The 16,531-nt window shown below is 52.7% G+C and carries 17 protein-coding genes; 1 reads left to right on the top strand and 16 read right to left on the bottom strand.

Annotated features, from left to right (window positions below; all coding sequences use genetic code 11):
• Nucleotides 1-97 precede the first annotated feature (97 nt).
• Nucleotides 98-814 (top strand): acrEF/envCD operon transcriptional regulator, encoded by a 717-nt coding sequence (gene envR / locus BFV64_RS21260; RefSeq protein WP_032635392.1) that lies wholly within the window; start codon nucleotides 98-100, stop codon nucleotides 812-814.
• Here the strand turns inward: envR and BFV64_RS21255 are convergent.
• From BFV64_RS21255 to acuI, 16 genes are all read right to left on the bottom strand, one after another.
• Nucleotides 730-2,811, bottom strand: coding sequence for a putative bifunctional diguanylate cyclase/phosphodiesterase (locus tag BFV64_RS21255; protein WP_045268630.1), 2,082 nt, complete (start codon nucleotides 2,809-2,811; stop codon nucleotides 730-732). The genes envR and BFV64_RS21255 overlap by 85 nt on opposite strands.
• Nucleotides 2,812-2,947: 136 nt before the next feature.
• Nucleotides 2,948-3,112: a DUF2556 family protein gene (locus BFV64_RS21250; RefSeq protein WP_014885446.1), complete on the bottom strand. Its 165-nt coding sequence runs from the start codon at nucleotides 3,110-3,112 to the stop codon at nucleotides 2,948-2,950.
• Between the two features lie 179 nt (nucleotides 3,113-3,291).
• Entirely contained in the window at nucleotides 3,292-3,588 is a 297-nt protein-coding gene (gene fis / locus BFV64_RS21245; protein WP_000462905.1) for a DNA-binding transcriptional regulator Fis, read from the bottom strand.
• A gap of 23 nt (nucleotides 3,589-3,611) precedes the next feature.
• Nucleotides 3,612-4,577, bottom strand: coding sequence for a tRNA dihydrouridine synthase DusB (gene dusB / locus BFV64_RS21240; RefSeq protein ID WP_014885445.1), 966 nt, complete (start codon nucleotides 4,575-4,577; stop codon nucleotides 3,612-3,614).
• Between the two features lie 330 nt (nucleotides 4,578-4,907).
• Nucleotides 4,908-5,648: a carbonic anhydrase gene (locus tag BFV64_RS21235; protein ID WP_045134749.1), complete on the bottom strand. Its 741-nt coding sequence runs from the start codon at nucleotides 5,646-5,648 to the stop codon at nucleotides 4,908-4,910.
• Nucleotides 5,649-5,776: 128 nt separating this feature from the next.
• A complete protein-coding gene (gene prmA / locus BFV64_RS21230; RefSeq protein WP_069602416.1) occupies nucleotides 5,777-6,658 on the bottom strand; it encodes a 50S ribosomal protein L11 methyltransferase in 882 nt (293 codons plus the stop codon).
• An 11-nt stretch (nucleotides 6,659-6,669) separates the two neighbouring features.
• Nucleotides 6,670-8,121 carry a sodium/pantothenate symporter gene (gene panF / locus BFV64_RS21225; protein WP_014885442.1) on the bottom strand — a complete coding sequence of 484 codons (1,452 nt, stop codon included), beginning with the start codon at nucleotides 8,119-8,121 and terminating at the stop codon, nucleotides 6,670-6,672.
• Nucleotides 8,111-8,353 carry a YhdT family protein gene (locus tag BFV64_RS21220; protein WP_014885441.1) on the bottom strand — a complete coding sequence of 81 codons (243 nt, stop codon included), beginning with the start codon at nucleotides 8,351-8,353 and terminating at the stop codon, nucleotides 8,111-8,113. Before BFV64_RS21220 ends, panF begins: the two co-directional genes overlap by 11 nt.
• Before the next feature lie 104 nt (nucleotides 8,354-8,457).
• Complete coding sequence (locus BFV64_RS21215) at nucleotides 8,458-9,777, bottom strand: M60 family metallopeptidase (protein ID WP_081330978.1); 1,320 nt, start codon at nucleotides 9,775-9,777, stop codon at nucleotides 8,458-8,460.
• Nucleotides 9,778-10,182: 405 nt separating this feature from the next.
• Nucleotides 10,183-10,880, bottom strand: a protein-coding gene (locus BFV64_RS21210) for an IS1-like element IS1B family transposase (RefSeq protein ID WP_235611130.1) whose coding sequence is annotated in 2 segments (ribosomal slippage) — nucleotides 10,183-10,631 and nucleotides 10,631-10,880 — 699 coding nt in all. Because the reading frame shifts where the segments join, the coding sequence is not laid out codon by codon here.
• A 299-nt stretch (nucleotides 10,881-11,179) separates the two neighbouring features.
• Nucleotides 11,180-12,529 (bottom strand): acetyl-CoA carboxylase biotin carboxylase subunit, encoded by a 1,350-nt coding sequence (gene accC, locus BFV64_RS21205; RefSeq protein WP_003860388.1) that lies wholly within the window; start codon nucleotides 12,527-12,529, stop codon nucleotides 11,180-11,182.
• A gap of 10 nt (nucleotides 12,530-12,539) precedes the next feature.
• Nucleotides 12,540-13,001, bottom strand: coding sequence for an acetyl-CoA carboxylase biotin carboxyl carrier protein (gene accB / locus BFV64_RS21200; RefSeq protein WP_010436174.1), 462 nt, complete (start codon nucleotides 12,999-13,001; stop codon nucleotides 12,540-12,542).
• A 21-nt stretch (nucleotides 13,002-13,022) separates the two neighbouring features.
• The gene (gene aroQ / locus BFV64_RS21195) at nucleotides 13,023-13,475 is read right to left on the bottom strand and encodes a type II 3-dehydroquinate dehydratase (RefSeq protein WP_023331425.1); all 453 of its coding nucleotides are present in this window, start codon (nucleotides 13,473-13,475) and stop codon (nucleotides 13,023-13,025) included.
• Between the two features lie 234 nt (nucleotides 13,476-13,709).
• The gene (msrQ, locus tag BFV64_RS21190) at nucleotides 13,710-14,309 is read right to left on the bottom strand and encodes a protein-methionine-sulfoxide reductase heme-binding subunit MsrQ (protein ID WP_014885437.1); all 600 of its coding nucleotides are present in this window, start codon (nucleotides 14,307-14,309) and stop codon (nucleotides 13,710-13,712) included.
• Nucleotides 14,310-15,311, bottom strand: a complete 1,002-nt coding sequence (gene msrP / locus BFV64_RS21185; protein ID WP_023331424.1) for a protein-methionine-sulfoxide reductase catalytic subunit MsrP — start codon at nucleotides 15,309-15,311, stop codon at nucleotides 14,310-14,312.
• 77 nt (nucleotides 15,312-15,388) lie between these two features.
• Complete coding sequence (acuI, locus tag BFV64_RS21180; RefSeq protein WP_045281397.1) at nucleotides 15,389-16,363, bottom strand: acrylyl-CoA reductase (NADPH); 975 nt, start codon at nucleotides 16,361-16,363, stop codon at nucleotides 15,389-15,391.
• Nucleotides 16,364-16,531: the final 168 nt, after the last annotated feature.

Below are 16,531 nucleotides of genomic sequence, written 5' to 3'. Positions count from 1 at the left end.
CTTTTTTTGTGCAAAATGAAAACGGGTTTTAGGGAATAATTCCAGCCATCCGAACCCGAGGTTACGTATAAACCCAGTGAGTAACGAGTAGCTGCCTATGGCGCGTAAAAAAAAAGAAGAGGCTCAACAGACCCGACAGCAGTTGATTGAGGCGGCTATCGGGCAGTTTGCGACGCGTGGCGTGGCCAGTACCACGCTGACGGATATCGCGGATGCCGCAAAGGTTACGCGCGGTGCCATCTACTGGCACTTTACCAGTAAAGCAGAGATATTTAATGCGATCTGGGAACAGCAATTACCGCTGCGTGACATTATTTGTGACAGGCTTTCTCTTTCCGAAAATGATGACCCGTTGTTAATGCTTCGTGAGCAATTTATTACTGCGCTACAGTATATCGCGCATGAACCCCGGCAATGCGCGCTTTTACAAATTCTGTATCATAAATGTGAGTTTCATAGCGATATGATTTCAGAAGATGAAATCCGTAAACGCATTGGCTTTAATTATGATTCTTTACGTATTACGCTGGAAAAATGTATTTCTCAGAGAATCGTTGCGGCGCAGATGAATGTTGAGCTGACCATGATTGTATTGCATGGCTTTTTTAGCGGAATCATTAAAAACTGGTTAATGAACACCGACAGTTTTAATCTCTATCAACAGGCACCCGCTCTGGTCGACAGTATTCTGGCGACACTCCCTGTCTTGCGCGTGTCGCCTCAAGATGACTACAGCTCAGCGCCAGGCAACATTTCACCTCGCGCACAAAGCGCCTCTATGGTCTGCGCGCTGGCTGGTTTGCCTAACAGATAACCCTGAAGGGTGTTACAACCCAGCTCTGTTAAAAAGGTTTGTTGGGCTTCGGTTTCCACACCTTCAGCCACGACTTTCAGGTTAAGTGTTTTTGCGAGAGCCACAATCGCCGAGACAATGGTGGCATCCTCGCTTTCCCCGCTTAACTCTTTTACAAATGCTCTGTCGATCTTCAGTTCACAGGCCGGTAAGCGCTTGAGATACAGCAGGCTTGAATACCCGGTTCCAAAGTCATCAATGGACGCTTTCACGCCTGCATTCGTCAATTCTGTCAGCACCCGTACGCTCTCATCCGGGTTGCTCATTGCCGTCGTTTCCGTAACTTCCAGGATCAGCATTTCCGGCGGTACCTGATGGCGCTCCAGGCAGTCGAGAACCGTTTTAACCAGTGATGGTTGTTCAAACTGCAATGTCGACAGGTTTACAGCCATTGACCAGTCTTGATGTCCCTGAAGATGCCATTCTCTCAGCTGGCGGCAGGCTTCATTGATCACCCAGTTACCAATAGGGATGATAAGCCCCGTCTTTTCCGCCAGTGGCAGGAAAAGATCCGGCGTCAGTAGTCCCTGCTTAGGATGTTGCCAGCGCAACAGTGCCTCAAACCCGAGGAGAGGTCCTGCGGGCGCGTGAAATTTTGGCTGATACAACAGGCGCAGCTCATTGCGTTCGATGGCCATCCACAGATCGTTCATTAACTGAAGATGGGTCTGCGCCAGGGTGTTCATGGAAGGCTGGAAAAAGTGATAACCGTTTCGGCCCATATGCTTGGTGTGGTACATCGCCGCGTCGGCGTTAAACATCAACTCGCGTTCGGTTTTGCCGTCGTGAGGATAAAAAGCGATACCAATGCTGAGGGTCACCATCAGTTCATACGGGTCGAGGTTGAACGGGCTATCGATCGCGCGTACCAGCGAATTTGCCAGCGAGGCCGCATCGTCCGGGCCTTCGCCCTCAGCCAGCAGAACAAACTCATCACCGCCGATACGTGCAAGAGTGAACTGGCCCTTCAGAAGCAGCAGCAGACGCTGCGTAACGGCGACCAGCAGTTTGTCACCGACATCATGACCATAGGCGTCATTGATGGCTTTAAAGCCGTCGAGATCCATAAACATCAGCGCAAAATGGGTTCCTTCACGATCGGCTTTACTGATCGCCTGATCAAGTCGGTCTTCCAGCAGGATGCGGTTGGGCAGACGCGTTAGCGTATCCTGCAGCGCCAGTTGAGCAAGTTCCCGGTTCGCTTCTGCAAGCGATGAGGCCAGTAGGGCAGTACGTGCCTGAAGACGGGCATCCAGCATCGACACCAGCAGGGTGATCCCAAGAATAGAGAGCGCGACGACGCTGACCAACATGGCGAGCCAGCTGCTGTTAATACCAACATGGTGCGTCATCGTCGACATTGGAAACTGCGCGGCTCTCATCCCGGCGTAGTGCATACCGGCAATGGCAATGCCCATTGTGATGGCGGCACCCAGACGCATCAGCACGACCTGAGCCGCTTCGTGACGCAGGCGGAAGGTCAGCCACAATGCAGCAAGCGAAGCGGCAAGGGCAATGACGACTGAAATGGCCACCCACAACGTGTCCCAGACGATACCGGGCCTCACTTCCAGCGCGGCCATACCGGTGTAATGCATGGCGATAATACCGCTTCCCATCACCAGCGCGCCGGGTAGCAGACGGCGCAAGCGCAGTTGTTCACAGCTGACGAGCCAGAGTGCAAACAGTGAAGAACCCACGGCAATGACCATGGATAAAATGGTCAGGCTGACGTTGTAACTCATGCTCATGGATAGGTCCATCGCCAGCATGCCGATAAAGTGCATAGCCCACACGCCAATGCCCATCGCAATACCGCCGCCAGCCAACCAGACGCGGGCGGCGACGCCCTGACTTCCGGCGACGCGTGCCGCCATATTCAGTGCGGTATACGACGCGAGGATGGCCACAACGAAGGAAAGAACTACAAGGATAAGGTTGTATTGGCTAACCAGCATGGTCGGTTCTACTCGTGTCTGACGTTAAGCAGGAGAGGTTGAGAAGGGCGAGACATTATCACCGTAAGGTAACGGCTCAAAGGGTTTTAAATCCCCGTTTTTAGTGGGTAATTCGGGGGGCAGTGACGTCAGGGCGTTAATCGAGTTCTGAGCAGTTCACTAATTTGAGCGGGTTCACGGAGTTCATATTGCGGCACTTGTCGGTTTCAGTGCTCATCAGTTCAATCCACTGCATCAAAAGGGCATCGAAGAGGAAAACGGAGATTGCAAAGACAACCAGCCACCAGTATTTACGAATCATTGTGTCATTCCGCGAGAAGAGAACCACTGAAGTGGTGGAAATATACACGAAAAGTTGCGGTTTAAAAGCGGGATACGCGAGGGTTTACAAAGCGTTGACGATAACATTAACAGGCAATAAAAAAGGCGCATCCCCATGCCGAGTAGCGCCTTTTTAAACAAGCATTTCGCTAATCGAAATTAGTTCATGCCGTATTTTTTCAGTTTCTTACGCAGAGTACCACGGTTGATACCCATCATCAGCGCAGCGCGGGTCTGGTTACCGCGGGTGTATTGCATCACCATGTCCAACAGTGGCTGTTCAACTTCAGCCAGTACCAGCTCATACAGGTCATTAACATCCTGACCATTCAGTTGAGCAAAATAGTTCTTCAGTGCCTGTTTAACCGAGTCACGCAGGGGCTTTTGAGTTACCTGGTCCTGAGAGTTAACGGTAGAAACGGTCAGTACGTCAGAATTTACGCGTTGTTCGAACATAGTTCTGTCAGCTCTTTATTTCATTACGCAAGATTTTCGAAGTATGCCTCCAACGCCTCCAGCTGTTCGCTGGCATCCTCTATGGCGTTGAATGTGCGCCGAAACTGGTCATCTGGAGCGTGCTCCTGGAGATACCAGGAGACGTGTTTACGCGCAATTCGGTACCCTTTTGCCTGACCGTAATGGTCATGCAGTTCCCGAACATGCGAACAAAGCAAGCGCTTAACCTCTGCCAGAGGCAGTGGGGCAAGCAGCTCCCCAGTGTCCAGATAATGCTGGATTTCCCGGAAGATCCAGGGTCTTCCCTGAGCTGCACGTCCTATCATCAGAGCATCAGCTCCCGTATAGTCGAGCACAGCCCTGGCTTTAAGCGGGTCAGTTATGTCGCCATTCGCGATAATCGGAATGGAAACCTTCTGCTTAACTGCCCGAATGCTGTCGTATTCAGCTTCACCATTGAACAAACAGGCGCGAGTGCGTCCATGAATGGTCAGGGCCTGAATGCCACAGTCTTCGGCCAGTTGGGCAATCTCTACACAGTTACGGTGTTCCGGCGACCAACCCGTGCGAATCTTCAACGTAACAGGAACGTCCACCGCGCTGACAACCGCCGTCAGGATAGACTTCACCTGATCGGGGTATTGCAGAAGGGCTGAACCTGCAAGCTTGCGATTCACTTTCTTGGCCGGGCAACCCATATTGATATCAATAATCTGGGCGCCACTTTCCACGTTAATACGCGCGGCATCTGCCATCTCTTCAGGCACGCTTCCGGCGATTTGCACGGTGCGGATACCTGGCTCATCAATGTGCACCATCCGAAGGCGGGATTTATCGCTTTCCCAGACCTGCGGGTTAGACGACATCATCTCGGATACGGTTAAACCGGCTCCCATCTCATAGCACAGCGTCCTGAACGGCCGGTCGGTAATACCTGCCATTGGGGCTGCGATCAGGCGATTTCTAAGCTGGTGGTGTCCGATGCGCATGAGTTAAGAAATGACCATACTGTGACTGCAAGGCGGCGTATATTACGCATTTTTTGCACGAGATGAAAGGCCAAACTTTGAACAATCCACTGTTGTAGATCAAGGAATCGCCGCTCAATCATTCCGTTAAAAATTATTCATCATTTAAATCATTGGGTTATAATTAAATGATTGTTTTATGAGCGCTTGCAATTTCCCGTAACTTCTCATCATTTCTCATTAAACGCGACAGTTGAGCGGGATAATCTGCTGTTTTTCGCAGCAGATTTCCTCACTTCTTTGCGATCTCTGTCGCATTTTAGAACATGATCTCAGGGCAAAAAATGCAGATTATTCGACCACAAGACGGCCATGCAGGGCCTGTACCGGGCGGTTGTTATCGTGATGCATTGTATGGGTGAATTTCTCCAGCTGCTCAGCTGAGAGCGTGAGAGGGTGCTTAAGCACAATCCAGGTGACGCCTTCTGAACAAGGTGGGGTGGTCAGTGAACCGCTGAAGCGCCAGTAAGTTTTGTTGACCGGGAGCAGCTTGTTCAGGTTGAGATCCTGCTTAATGGAGATGTTCTGTTCAGCCTGTTGGGGCATCACGCTCCACAGCTTATCAAGCTCCGGGTTCGCGGCGCCTTTATCAAACATGACGGCCACTACGGTCAGCTCACCTGCGCTATTTTTATGCACCAGATGCATTTCCATTGCGTATTTTTTGCCATGCACGGTGTTCTCGCTCGGCGCGTGGAAATGGAACTGCTGCAGAGTCCAGGCTTGATTATCCAGGGTTATCGTGTCGCGGGTATCCGCTTTCTCACTGGCCTGAATGGTATGGCCATTGTTCGTCAACGTCATAGGGCCATCAATGTAGTGCGTTTTAAGCGGAGAGAAATGGGCGTTTGCGGTCGATTCAATGTTAATCGGAGACTGATTCATCCCGTTTTGACAGGCCTTGTAGGCCTCGTCCAGTTCACCCCAGTGTTCCGGTGAACCTTCCCCTTCGTAGCTCCAGTGTGAAGCGAAAGCTGATGCCGAGATCATACTCAGCGCAATCAGCGCTGCCTTGCCAGTAATGTGTTTCATAATATTCTTCCGGTGAATTGTTGTAATTCAAATCATTATGATTTGTGTGGTTATTTTACCGGAGAAATGCGCGGGGAGAGAGGACTATCAGTGGAGGAGAGGCGTGGTCAGATGACCACGCCAAATGCTTATTTTTTACGACCGGTGATCCTGCACCACTCTTCTTTCTCTACCACCGGGTCAAGGGCGAAGAGATCCGCGTAGGCTTCACACACGCTGTCGGCCTGGCTTGCCAGGATACCTGAAAGCCCCAGCAGACCGCCCTCAACGGGCAGTACGCTGATTAACGGTGCCAGTTCACGTAACGGGCCTGCCAGGATGTTGGCGACCACCACGTCGGCTTTCATGGCCACTGGCTGCGCATCCGGCAAATACAGCTCCAGACGATCGGAGACGCCGTTACGCTCGGCGTTATCGCGGCTGGCCTGAATTGCCTGCGGATCGATGTCGATCCCAATCGCTTTTGCCGCACCGAGTTTCAGCGCCGCGATAGCGAGGATCCCGGAGCCGCAGCCGAAGTCGATCACGGTTTTTCCTGCCAGATCCAGACCGTCCAGCCACTGCAGGCACAGGGAGGTGGTCGGGTGGGTGCCGGTACCAAATGCCAGGCCCGGGTCGAGCATCACGTTGACGGCGTTTTCATCAGGCACTTCGCGCCAGCTTGGGCAGATCCACAGACGCTTGCCAAACTGCATCGGGTGGAAGTTATCCATCCACTCCCGTTCCCAGTCTTTATCTTCCAGCTGTTCGATTTTGTGCACGAAACCTGCACCTAACAGTGGATGGTTTTCCAGAATCGCGACGACCTCTTTCATGTCGGTCTCGGCATCGAAAAGTCCAATGACGTCGGTATCACCCCACAGGCGCGTTTCGCCCGGCAGCGGCTCGAAGACCGGCGTGTCATGCGTGTCCTGGAAGGTGATGGAGACCGAGCCGGCCTCCATCAGCGCATCGCTCAGTTCCTCGGCGTTCGCGCCGGTTGTGTTCAGTTTTAATTGGATCCACGGCATGGCAAAACTCTTTATTTATCAGTAGAAATCATAGCGGACTGTGGGACGGGCTGACCGAAACGGTTCCCCACCACAAACGCCAGTAAACTTAGCAGTAACGAAGGCACAATTGGATGGAAGCCCAGGTACTGAATCTTAAACGTTGCGAGTACGGCATACAGCACACCGCCAACAATCATCGCGCCCAGCGCGCCTGCAGCATTGGCACGTTCCCAGTAGAGACCCAACACCAGCGGCCAGAGGAAAACGGCTTCAAGGCCGCCGAACGCCAGCAGGTTCAGCCAGATGATCATCTCCGGCGGGCGCCATGCGGCTAACAGCAGCAATGCCCCTAACACCAGCGTAATAATGGCTGACATACGCTTCAGGCGACGTTCATTTTCTACCTGCTCAGGACGCAGGTTGAGATAGAGATCTTTAATGATCGTCGCGGAGCTTTGCAGTAGCTGGGCGTTGATAGTGGACATAATAGCGGCCATTGGCGCAGCAAGGAAAATCCCGGCGGCAAATGGCGGCAGCACTTTAACCATCAGTGTCGGGATCACCAGATCCGGCACGGTAAGGTCAGGGATGACTGCACGTCCTAATGCACCCGCCAGATGCATGCCGAACATCAGGATCGCGACGACAATCGTCCCGATAATAATGCCTTTGTGAACGGCTTTGCTGTCTTTATAGGAGATACAGCGCACGGCGGTATGGGGCAGACCAATCACCCCAAAGCAGACTAACACCCAGAACGACGTCATAAATGCCGGAGAAAGAATATCATCCGCGCCTTGCGGCGAGACCAGTTTCGGATCTATGGCTTCCAGGGTTTCCACCGCATGCGTAAGTCCACCCGCAGCATGAACGATGCCCACCAGCAGAACGATCGTGCCAATCAGCATGACCATTCCCTGCAGCGTATCGTTCAGCACGCTGGCGCGGAATCCGCCAAACGCAGTATACAGCGCAATGCTTACCCCGAAGATAATCAACCCTGTCTCGTAGGGGATCCCGGCTGCCGTTTCCAGCAGACGAGCTCCACCGATAAACTGCACCGTCATCGCACCAATAAAGGCGACCAGCAGGCTCAGGCTTGCCAGCCACACCAGCAAGCGACTCTGGTAGCGTGCAAACAGCATATCGTTGAGCGTCACGGCGTTATAGCGCCGTGCCAGAATGGCAAACTTTTTACCCAGAATACCCAGAGAGAGCCAGACGGCAGGTAGCTGGATCATGGCCAGCAGTACCCAGCCTAACCCGTACTTATACGCGGCACCGGGACCGCCGATAAATGAACTGGCGCTGATGTAGGTGGCCGTCAGCGTCATGGCCAGCACGACGCCACCCATCGAACGGCTACCGAGGAAATACTCATTCAGAAAGGCGCCGGTCGCCCTTTTACGCATGGCATAAATGGACAAGCCAAATACGACCAGCAGGTATGCGACAAGCGGCAGAATGACTTCAAGCTGCATCATCGTCCTCCAGCGGAATATCCCGGTAGATAAATTTAACCATCGCCCAGCACAGCAGGATAAATACCAGCGGTACCAGCAGGCACGCCATTTCAAACCAGTGTGGCAGGCCGGTAATACCGATGTCTGAATTAGGTAAGTAAGCGGTTACCAACCATGCGGCAAGATAGAGAAGGGTCAGCCACAGCGCCCAGCGCGCTTCTTTATGGGCCTGAACAAAACGAGCGTCCATCCACTCTCCTGGATAATTCATAGTGAGAGGCGGATTGTACGCATTGCAGGGGGGATACCAAATCATTTTCTGCTGCGCCAGAAACTGGCGCAGCAATAAAGCATTTACTTCACAATGGAGAGATCGACATTCACGTTTGCCGTCCAGTCAGTGTTGTGCCAGTCATTCGCAATCAGGTGGAGAACACCCGTATAGCTGCCCTGAGGCAAAAGCGGGTTATCTTCTGCTTTATAAGCGATTCTTAAATATGCACTTGTTCCAGAGTTGCAGTTTACCGCGGTGTTAACGGAATGAATATTGCAGCCGCCATGGCTGTTCTGGCCACGCAGTTTCACGATGAAGGTTCTGTTACGGCTATCGACAACCTGCGCATACAGTGGCGTTTCACCATCCTCAACCCAGACCAGAGAGGTAGGGCCCGCCTTAGGTGTGTTGGTCACAAAAGCAATATTTACGGTGTTATCTTCAGCTGGAACTTCAATCGTTATCGGGGAAGAGCCGTTCAGGCTACCGGTAAAGGTTTTCGCAACTTTCTTAGGTTGAGGTAAATTCAGCGCATTAATTGCTGCAATCGCCTCTGCGGAAAGGGGAATATTCCACTGCTGGAAATACTGGTTCAGATTAACGCCGGCGATTTTACTGGCATTAAGCGTAAACCAGTCGATTTTTTTCTGGCTGCTATTAACCAGGGTTGGGTCATTCTGGTTAACTTCACGGTAAGCTTTCGACAGTGCCGGGTAAAGCTGTGGCCAGCTCGTCATTATTTCACCAAAGAAAGACGCCCTACGGAACAGATCTTCTTTAGCAAAATTCCAGGTGTGCCCGGATTTCAGCAGAGTGCCGATAGCTTGTTGATCCCAACCGAAACCGTAAAAGCCTTCATTACTATGACAGTTTTTGAAATCGGTATCGCCGAGGGTGGTGTAACATGCAGCGATAGAATAAAGGTTGACGGTAACTTCTCCCTGGTCACTCCAGGACCATCCCATCTGGAACTGATGACCGTATTCGTGCCAGTCGAGCCAGCTCGGTGTCTCAGGGATTGAGCTGTCACCACCCACGCCAATCAGCCCTTGCCCGCTATTTGCCCAGCAGCAGCTCTGATAAGAGACGAAGAGCAAGCCTCGGCTAGGCTGGTGCAACCAGCTCGAGCCATCCAGCCCATCGACTTTGTCATAAGTAATGGTTCGCAGCAGCGACTGGCGGAGGGTCTGCTCTATATTTTTAGTTGCTGAGTTTTGCGCAATTGCCTGACTTGCAACGAAGCGTGTCCTGCCATCAAACATAAAGTGGTAGCCTGATGGCGTTGTGGCCTGTGCCTGCTGGCGCCACTCGGCTCTGTCATTCATACCAAAGATAAAGAGGGGGTGATACGTACCGCCGTTAACAATATCAACGGAGACGAATGTATCAATATTCTCCATTTTTTTGGTTTTATCCTGACACCCAACGATAAGCAGCGCGTTCTGAGAGAATGTGTAGGTTGTGTCACCGTTTGCATTCAGAATAAGCTCATTAGCAGGACCGACAATACCTTCGTAGTTAGGATCAACGGCAGCATAGCAGGAAACATTTTGCGGAACATCACCGAGACGGAGGGTAACGTTTTCACCCTTGACGCCCCATGTATGTGTTAAGAAGTAATTATTACGTCCACCGTTGGTGGTTCTGTTCGTGCCATTGCCATGAACTTCGGTAACAGGAATTTGATAGCGACCTTGTTCAGCCTCACCGTAAACTTTTAAAGTACGGTTGAGCCAGAACAGGGGGTTATTGACATTTTGTACATCATAGGTTGATGCATAAGCTGGATTGGTAATGACTCCAACTTATTGATAGTGTTTTATGTTCAGATAATGCCCGATGACTTTGTCATGCAGCTCCACCGATTTTGAGAACGACAGCGACTTCCGTCCCAGCCGTGCCAGGTGCTGCCTCAGATTCAGGTTATGCCGCTCAATTCGCTGCGTATATCGCTTGCTGATTACGTGCAGCTTTCCCTTCAGGCGGGATTCATACAGCGGCCAGCCATCCGTCATCCATATCACCACGTCAAAGGGTGACAGCAGGCTCATAAGACGCCCCAGCGTCGCCATAGTGCGTTCACCGAATACGTGCGCAACAACCGTCTTCCGGAGCCTGTCATACGCGTAAAACAGCCAGCGCTGGCGCGATTTATCCCCGACGTATCCCCACTGTTCGTCCATTTCCGCGCAGACGATGACGTCACTGCCCGGCTGTATGCGCGAGGTTACCGACTGCGGCCTGAGTTTTTTAAATGGCGGAAAATCGTGTTGAGGCCAACGCCCATAATGCGGGCGGTTGCCCGGCATCCAACGCCATTCATGGCCATATCAATGATTTTCTGGTGCGTACCGGGTTGAGAAGCGGTGTAAGTGAACTGCAGTTGCCATGTTTTACGGCAGTGAGAGCAGAGATAGCGCTGATGTCCGGCAGTGCTTTTGCCGTTACGCACCACCCCGTCAGTAGCTGAACAGGAGGGACAGCTGATAGAAACAGAAGCCACTGGAGCACCTCAAAAACACCATCATACACTAAATCAGTAAGTTGGCAGCATCACCTGCCACTCTTCAGTATATTCATAAAAGATATGTCCGTTATCGAGAAAATATTAAGAAAAACGGACTCATTACATCACGCTGTAATATCGTTAAGAACCGAGGAATAATGAAAAGTAAATGTAGAAAAAATGATGATATTGAATATTTCTAGGTTGGGTTGGAGATATAGTGACGGTAAATAGTGTGGGGTGAGAAACAAGGACGCAAAAAATAAACACGCCTGATAAACAGGCGTGTTTTTAGATTACTTCTCGTTGAGGCCGAGTTTCTTCTCAAGATAGTGGATGTTAGTTCCACCATTCTGGAAGTGCTCGTCGCTCATGATGCGCATCTGGAGATCAACGTTGGTTTTAATACCGTCGATGATCAACTCCTGCAGGGCGTTCTTCATGCGGGCAATCGCCACGTCACGGTTTTCGCCGTAGCAGATGAGCTTGCCGATCATTGAGTCATAGTACGGCGGTACGGTGTAACCGGCGTAGATATGAGACTCCCAACGCACACCAAAGCCACCCGGCGCGTGGAAACGCGTGATTTTACCCGGGCTTGGCAGGAAGGTGTTCGGGTCTTCGGCGTTGATACGGCATTCAACCGCATGGCCTTTCACCACGACTTCTTCCTGCTTGATGGACAACGGCTGACCCGCAGCGATACGCAGCTGTTCTTTGATCAGGTCAACGCCGGTGATCATTTCGGTAACCGGGTGTTCAACCTGAATACGGGTGTTCATCTCGATAAAGTAGAACTCGCCGTTTTCGAACAGGAACTCAAAAGTACCCGCCCCGCGATAGCCGATATCGACACACGCCTTGGCGCAACGCTCACCGATGTAGCGACGCAATTCCGGGGTAATGCCCGGCGCAGGTGCTTCTTCGACGACTTTCTGGTGACGACGCTGCATGGAGCAGTCACGTTCTGCCAGATAGATCGCGTTACCCTGACCGTCAGCCAACACCTGAATTTCGATGTGGCGTGGGTTTTCCAGGTATTTTTCCATGTACACCATGTCATTGCTGAAAGCCGCTTTCGCTTCCGCTTTGGTCATGGAGATGGACTGCGCCAGTTCAGCATCGCTGCGTACTACGCGCATACCGCGACCGCCGCCACCGCCGGACGCCTTGATGATAACCGGGTAGCCAATGCGTTTAGCATGAGCACGGTTAGCATCCATGTCGTCGGTCAGAGGGCCGTCAGAGCCTGGTACGGTTGGCACACCGGCTTTTTTCATCGCGGTGATCGCAGACACTTTGTCGCCCATCAGGCGGATAGTGTCGGCTTTCGGGCCGATGAAGATAAAGCCAGAGCGTTCAACCTGCTCAGCAAAGTTGGCGTTCTCAGAGAGGAAGCCATAACCCGGATGAATTGCCACCGCGCCGGTGATTTCAGCGGCGCTGATGATAGCCGGGATGTTCAGATAGCTTTTTACGGACGGAGCCGGGCCAATACAGACCGTCTCATCCGCCAGCAATACGTGTTTTAAATCGCGATCCGCACTTGAGTGCACCGCGACGGTCTTGATGCCCAGTTCTTTACAGGCACGAAGAATACGCAATGCAATCTCGCCGCGGTTGGCGATAACAATTTTATCCAGCATGTTCGCCTCGTTACTCGATGACGACCAGCGGCTCGTCAAATTCAACCGGCTGACCACTTTCGACCAGAATCGCTTTCACAGTACCTGATTTGTCTGCTTCGATCTGGTTCATCATTTTCATCGCTTCAACGATGCACAGGGTATCGCCTACGTTGACTTTCTGACCCACTTCGATGAACGCCTTCGCGTCCGGGCTCGGGGTGCGGTAGAAAGTACCAACCATTGGGGAACGTACGATGTGACCACTGATTTCTGCTGCAGCGGCAGGTGCGGCTTCAGCTGCTGGTGCAACGGCTGCGGAGAGCGCAGGCTGCTGCACTGGCGCAGCGTAAGCCTGCTGCATTACCGGGAAGCTAGCGGCTGGGGCTGCACGGCTGATGCGTACAGACTCTTCGCCTTCAGAAATTTCCAGTTCGGAGATGCCTGATTCTTCAACCAGCTCGATCAGTTTTTTAATCTTACGAATATCCATGAGTGGGTTCCGTACTCTTGTTTAGTGTGATTGTGACAAGCGTTTTACCGCTGTCTGTAAAGCGTATGAATAACCGTCAGCGCCCAGTCCGCAGATAACGCCAGTAGCGATATCCGACAGATACGAATGGTGGCGGAACGGCTCTCGGGCGTGCACGTTACTCAGGTGGATCTCGATAAACGGGATACTCACCGCGAGCAGTGCGTCGCGGATAGCAACACTGGTGTGCGTAAACGCGGCCGGATTGATCAGGATATAGTCCACATTGTCTTTAGCCTGATGAATACGGTCGATGATTGCGTACTCCGCGTTTGACTGAAAATGATCCAAATCCACATTCAGCGACGCTGCTTCCGTGCTCAGACGGTTAACAATTTCGCTCAATGTTAGCGTGCCGTACTTCTCTGGCTCACGGGTACCGAGCATGTTCAGGTTCGGTCCGTTCAATACTAAGATATGGAACTTGTCAGTCATTATGCCGCTATCTCCTGCGATTTTCGGGTAAAAAACAAAATATACCGTCGAAGCGCAAATGTCACCTTTTCAGAGGCCAAAAACCACTGTCAGGGGAACCAAGGTCGCACATTATAACGATTTCGTAGCATTTGGCAGCTAAATACTGGTCTTATCAGGGAAGATTATCAACCGCAATCCAAAAAAGATTTGCGGTTGAGGGGGGATCTGCGGGAAAACGCACAGTTTCGCGAACTATCGCAACCACTGGCGGAACTTCTTGTAACGCCATGCTAAAAGCGCCACTGCCGCCAGCGCATACAGGACTGGCTGCGGGGAGAGGATCTTCACCGACCACAGATAATGAATGGGGGCGAGGATCGCGACAAGATAAACGAAGTTGTGCAGTAACTGCCAGCGTCTGCCCAGCTTTCGCTGCGCATATTGCGTGGACGTCAGCGCTAACGCCAGTAAAACCAGCCAGCTTACGATACCCAGCGTCAGATAAGGGCGTGTCACCAGCTCTCGGCCAAGCAGTGTCAGATTGTTAATTCCCAGTTCCAGCAGGGCGTAGCTGGTAAGGTGCAGCGTCGCCCAGGCAAAACACCATAGCCCCAAAAGCCGACGGGTACGTATCAATAATGGCTGTTTAGCGTAGCGCGCCAGCGGCGAGACGAGCAAGGTTGCCAGTAAAAATTTCAGAGCCATCCGACCCGTAAAATGCTGGATATCCTTTGCCGGATCGGCGCTAAAGAGGCCCTGACTGGCGGCCCAGAACAACCAGATAAAAGGAAGTATCCCAGCTAAATGCAGCAGCACTTTCAGCCAGGTAATCTGCTTTGCCGTTAAACGCACTCAGAAGTTCTCCCGTAAATTAAGGCCACGGTAAAGCGAAGCCACTTCATCCGCATACCCGTTAAACAATAGCGTGGGCTGACGCTTAACATCCAGCGCACCACCCGCGCCAATAAAGCGCTCAGTCGCCTGCGACCAGCGGGGATGATCCACATGCGGATTCACATTCGCGAAGAAACCGTATTCACCCGGTGCTGCCAGGTTCCAGGTCGTTGGCGGACGCTCGCGGGTCAGCTTAATGCTGACGATAGACTTAATTCCTTTGAAGCCGTATTTCCACGGTACGGTTAACCGAATGGGGGCGCCGTTTTGAGGAGGAAGCGCCTTGCCGTATACGCCAACGGTCAGCAGGGTAAGGGGATGCATGGCTTCGTCGAGGCGTAGCCCTTCAACGTACGGATAGTCCAGTCCACCGCCGATAAACCGATCTTTCTGGCCCGGCATCTCGTCCGGAGCGTAGCGCGTCTGGAAGGCGACATATTTTGCATTGCTGGTGGGCTCAACCAACGCCAGCAGCTTATGCAGCGGGAAGCCGACCCAGGGTACCACCATCGACCAGGCTTCCACGCAGCGCATGCGATAGATGCGCTCTTCGAGCGGGAAGCGGGTGGTCAGATCGTGGTGGTCCAATGTCAGGGGTTTTGCCACCTCGCCGTCAATTTTCAACGTCCACGGATCGGTTTTCATGCTGCCTGCATTGGCGGCAGGATCGGCTTTATCCAGACCAAATTCGTAAAAGTTGTTATAGCCGGTGACTTTGTCTTCAGGGGTGAGCGTCAGTTTGTTTTGCCACTCGGCGGGTTTCGTAAACGTAAGCGGGGCACCGGAAGGCGCCTTAGGGCGATCGTTACCTTTAAACCAGTCGAGCAGGTCGGCATGTGCCGCAGGGGAGAGCGTCAGTGCAGTGGCGCTGATGCCAAGCATTTTCAGGATCTGGCGGCGCTGTAACATAAAGACAGACTCGGACGTTACGTCGGCTTCCGTCAGTTTTCGGTTTTTCATGGCATCCTCCGTCATGCGTTTTTCTAAGCATGACGGAGGAGAGCGCTTCACGCGAATATGTCACGAAAATTTGAAGATTAGGCGATTTTCACCAGCGCGCGACCGTGGAACTGGTTATCCATGATTTTACTGGCATAGTCTGGCGCCTGGCTGAGGCTTATCTCCGTTGCGCTCTGGGTAAAGAACGATTCCGGCAGATCGCGTACCAGACGTTCCCAGGCCTCCGTGCGGCGAGCCGCTGGCGTCATCACGGAGTCCACGCCCTGCAGGCGAACGTTACGCAAAATAAACGGCATGACGGTAGTTGGCAGGGCAAAGCCGCCCGCCAGACCGCAGGCTGCCACGCAGCCGCCGTAGTTCATCTGCGCCAGGACCTTCGCCAGCACTTTATCGCCGACGGTATCTACCGCGCCCGCCCAGACCTGTTTTTCCAGTGGACGGGTTTCGGCGAATTCATCGCGGCCAAGAATGCGGCTGGCACCGAGCTGGCGAAGATAATCATGCGTACTTTCCCGGCCGGAAACCGCCGTGACCTGGTAACCCAGTTTGTGCAGCAACGTTACCGCCGTGCTCCCCACGCCACCGCTGGCGCCGGTCACGACAATGTCACCCGACTCAGGGTGAACCCCCGCCTCTTCCAGCGCCATCACGCACAGCATGGCGGTAAAGCCTGCGGTGCCGATGATCATCGCTTTGCGACCATCCATGCCTTTCGGCATCGGCACCAGCCAGTCGCCTTTTACGCGCGCCTGTGTTGCCAGCCCGCCCCAGTGATTTTCACCCACACCCCAGCCGGTGAGCAGCACGTGCTGGCCCGCATGGAAGCGAGGGTCTTCGCTGCTGTGGACCCGGCCAGCAAAATCAATACCCGGCACCATAGGGAAATTTCGGATGATTTTACCCTTACCGGTGATCGCCAGCGCATCTTTGTAATTTAAACTGGACCAGTCGATGTCGACGGTGACGTCGCCTTCCGGCAGACGGCTCTCTTCTACGGCCTGTACTGAGGCAAGCGTTTTGCCGTCCTGCTGTTCTAAGATCAAAGCCTGCATACGGGGTCCTCACGACTCAGATGATTGGAAAATAATTTCTGAAGACTATACTCGCTCAGGGTAATTCAATGCCGATTTAACGCAATAAATTGCCAGATACGCCCGATTTGGTAGTATGCCGCATTTGAAATGCAAGTTAGCGCTTACTCGCTACCCCCTCAACCCACG

The organism is Enterobacter kobei, assembly GCF_001729765.1.
Lineage (GTDB): Bacteria > Pseudomonadota > Gammaproteobacteria > Enterobacterales > Enterobacteriaceae > Enterobacter > Enterobacter kobei.
Note: the sequence above shows the minus strand (reverse complement) of the source record. Positions and strands in the feature narration are given on the sequence as shown.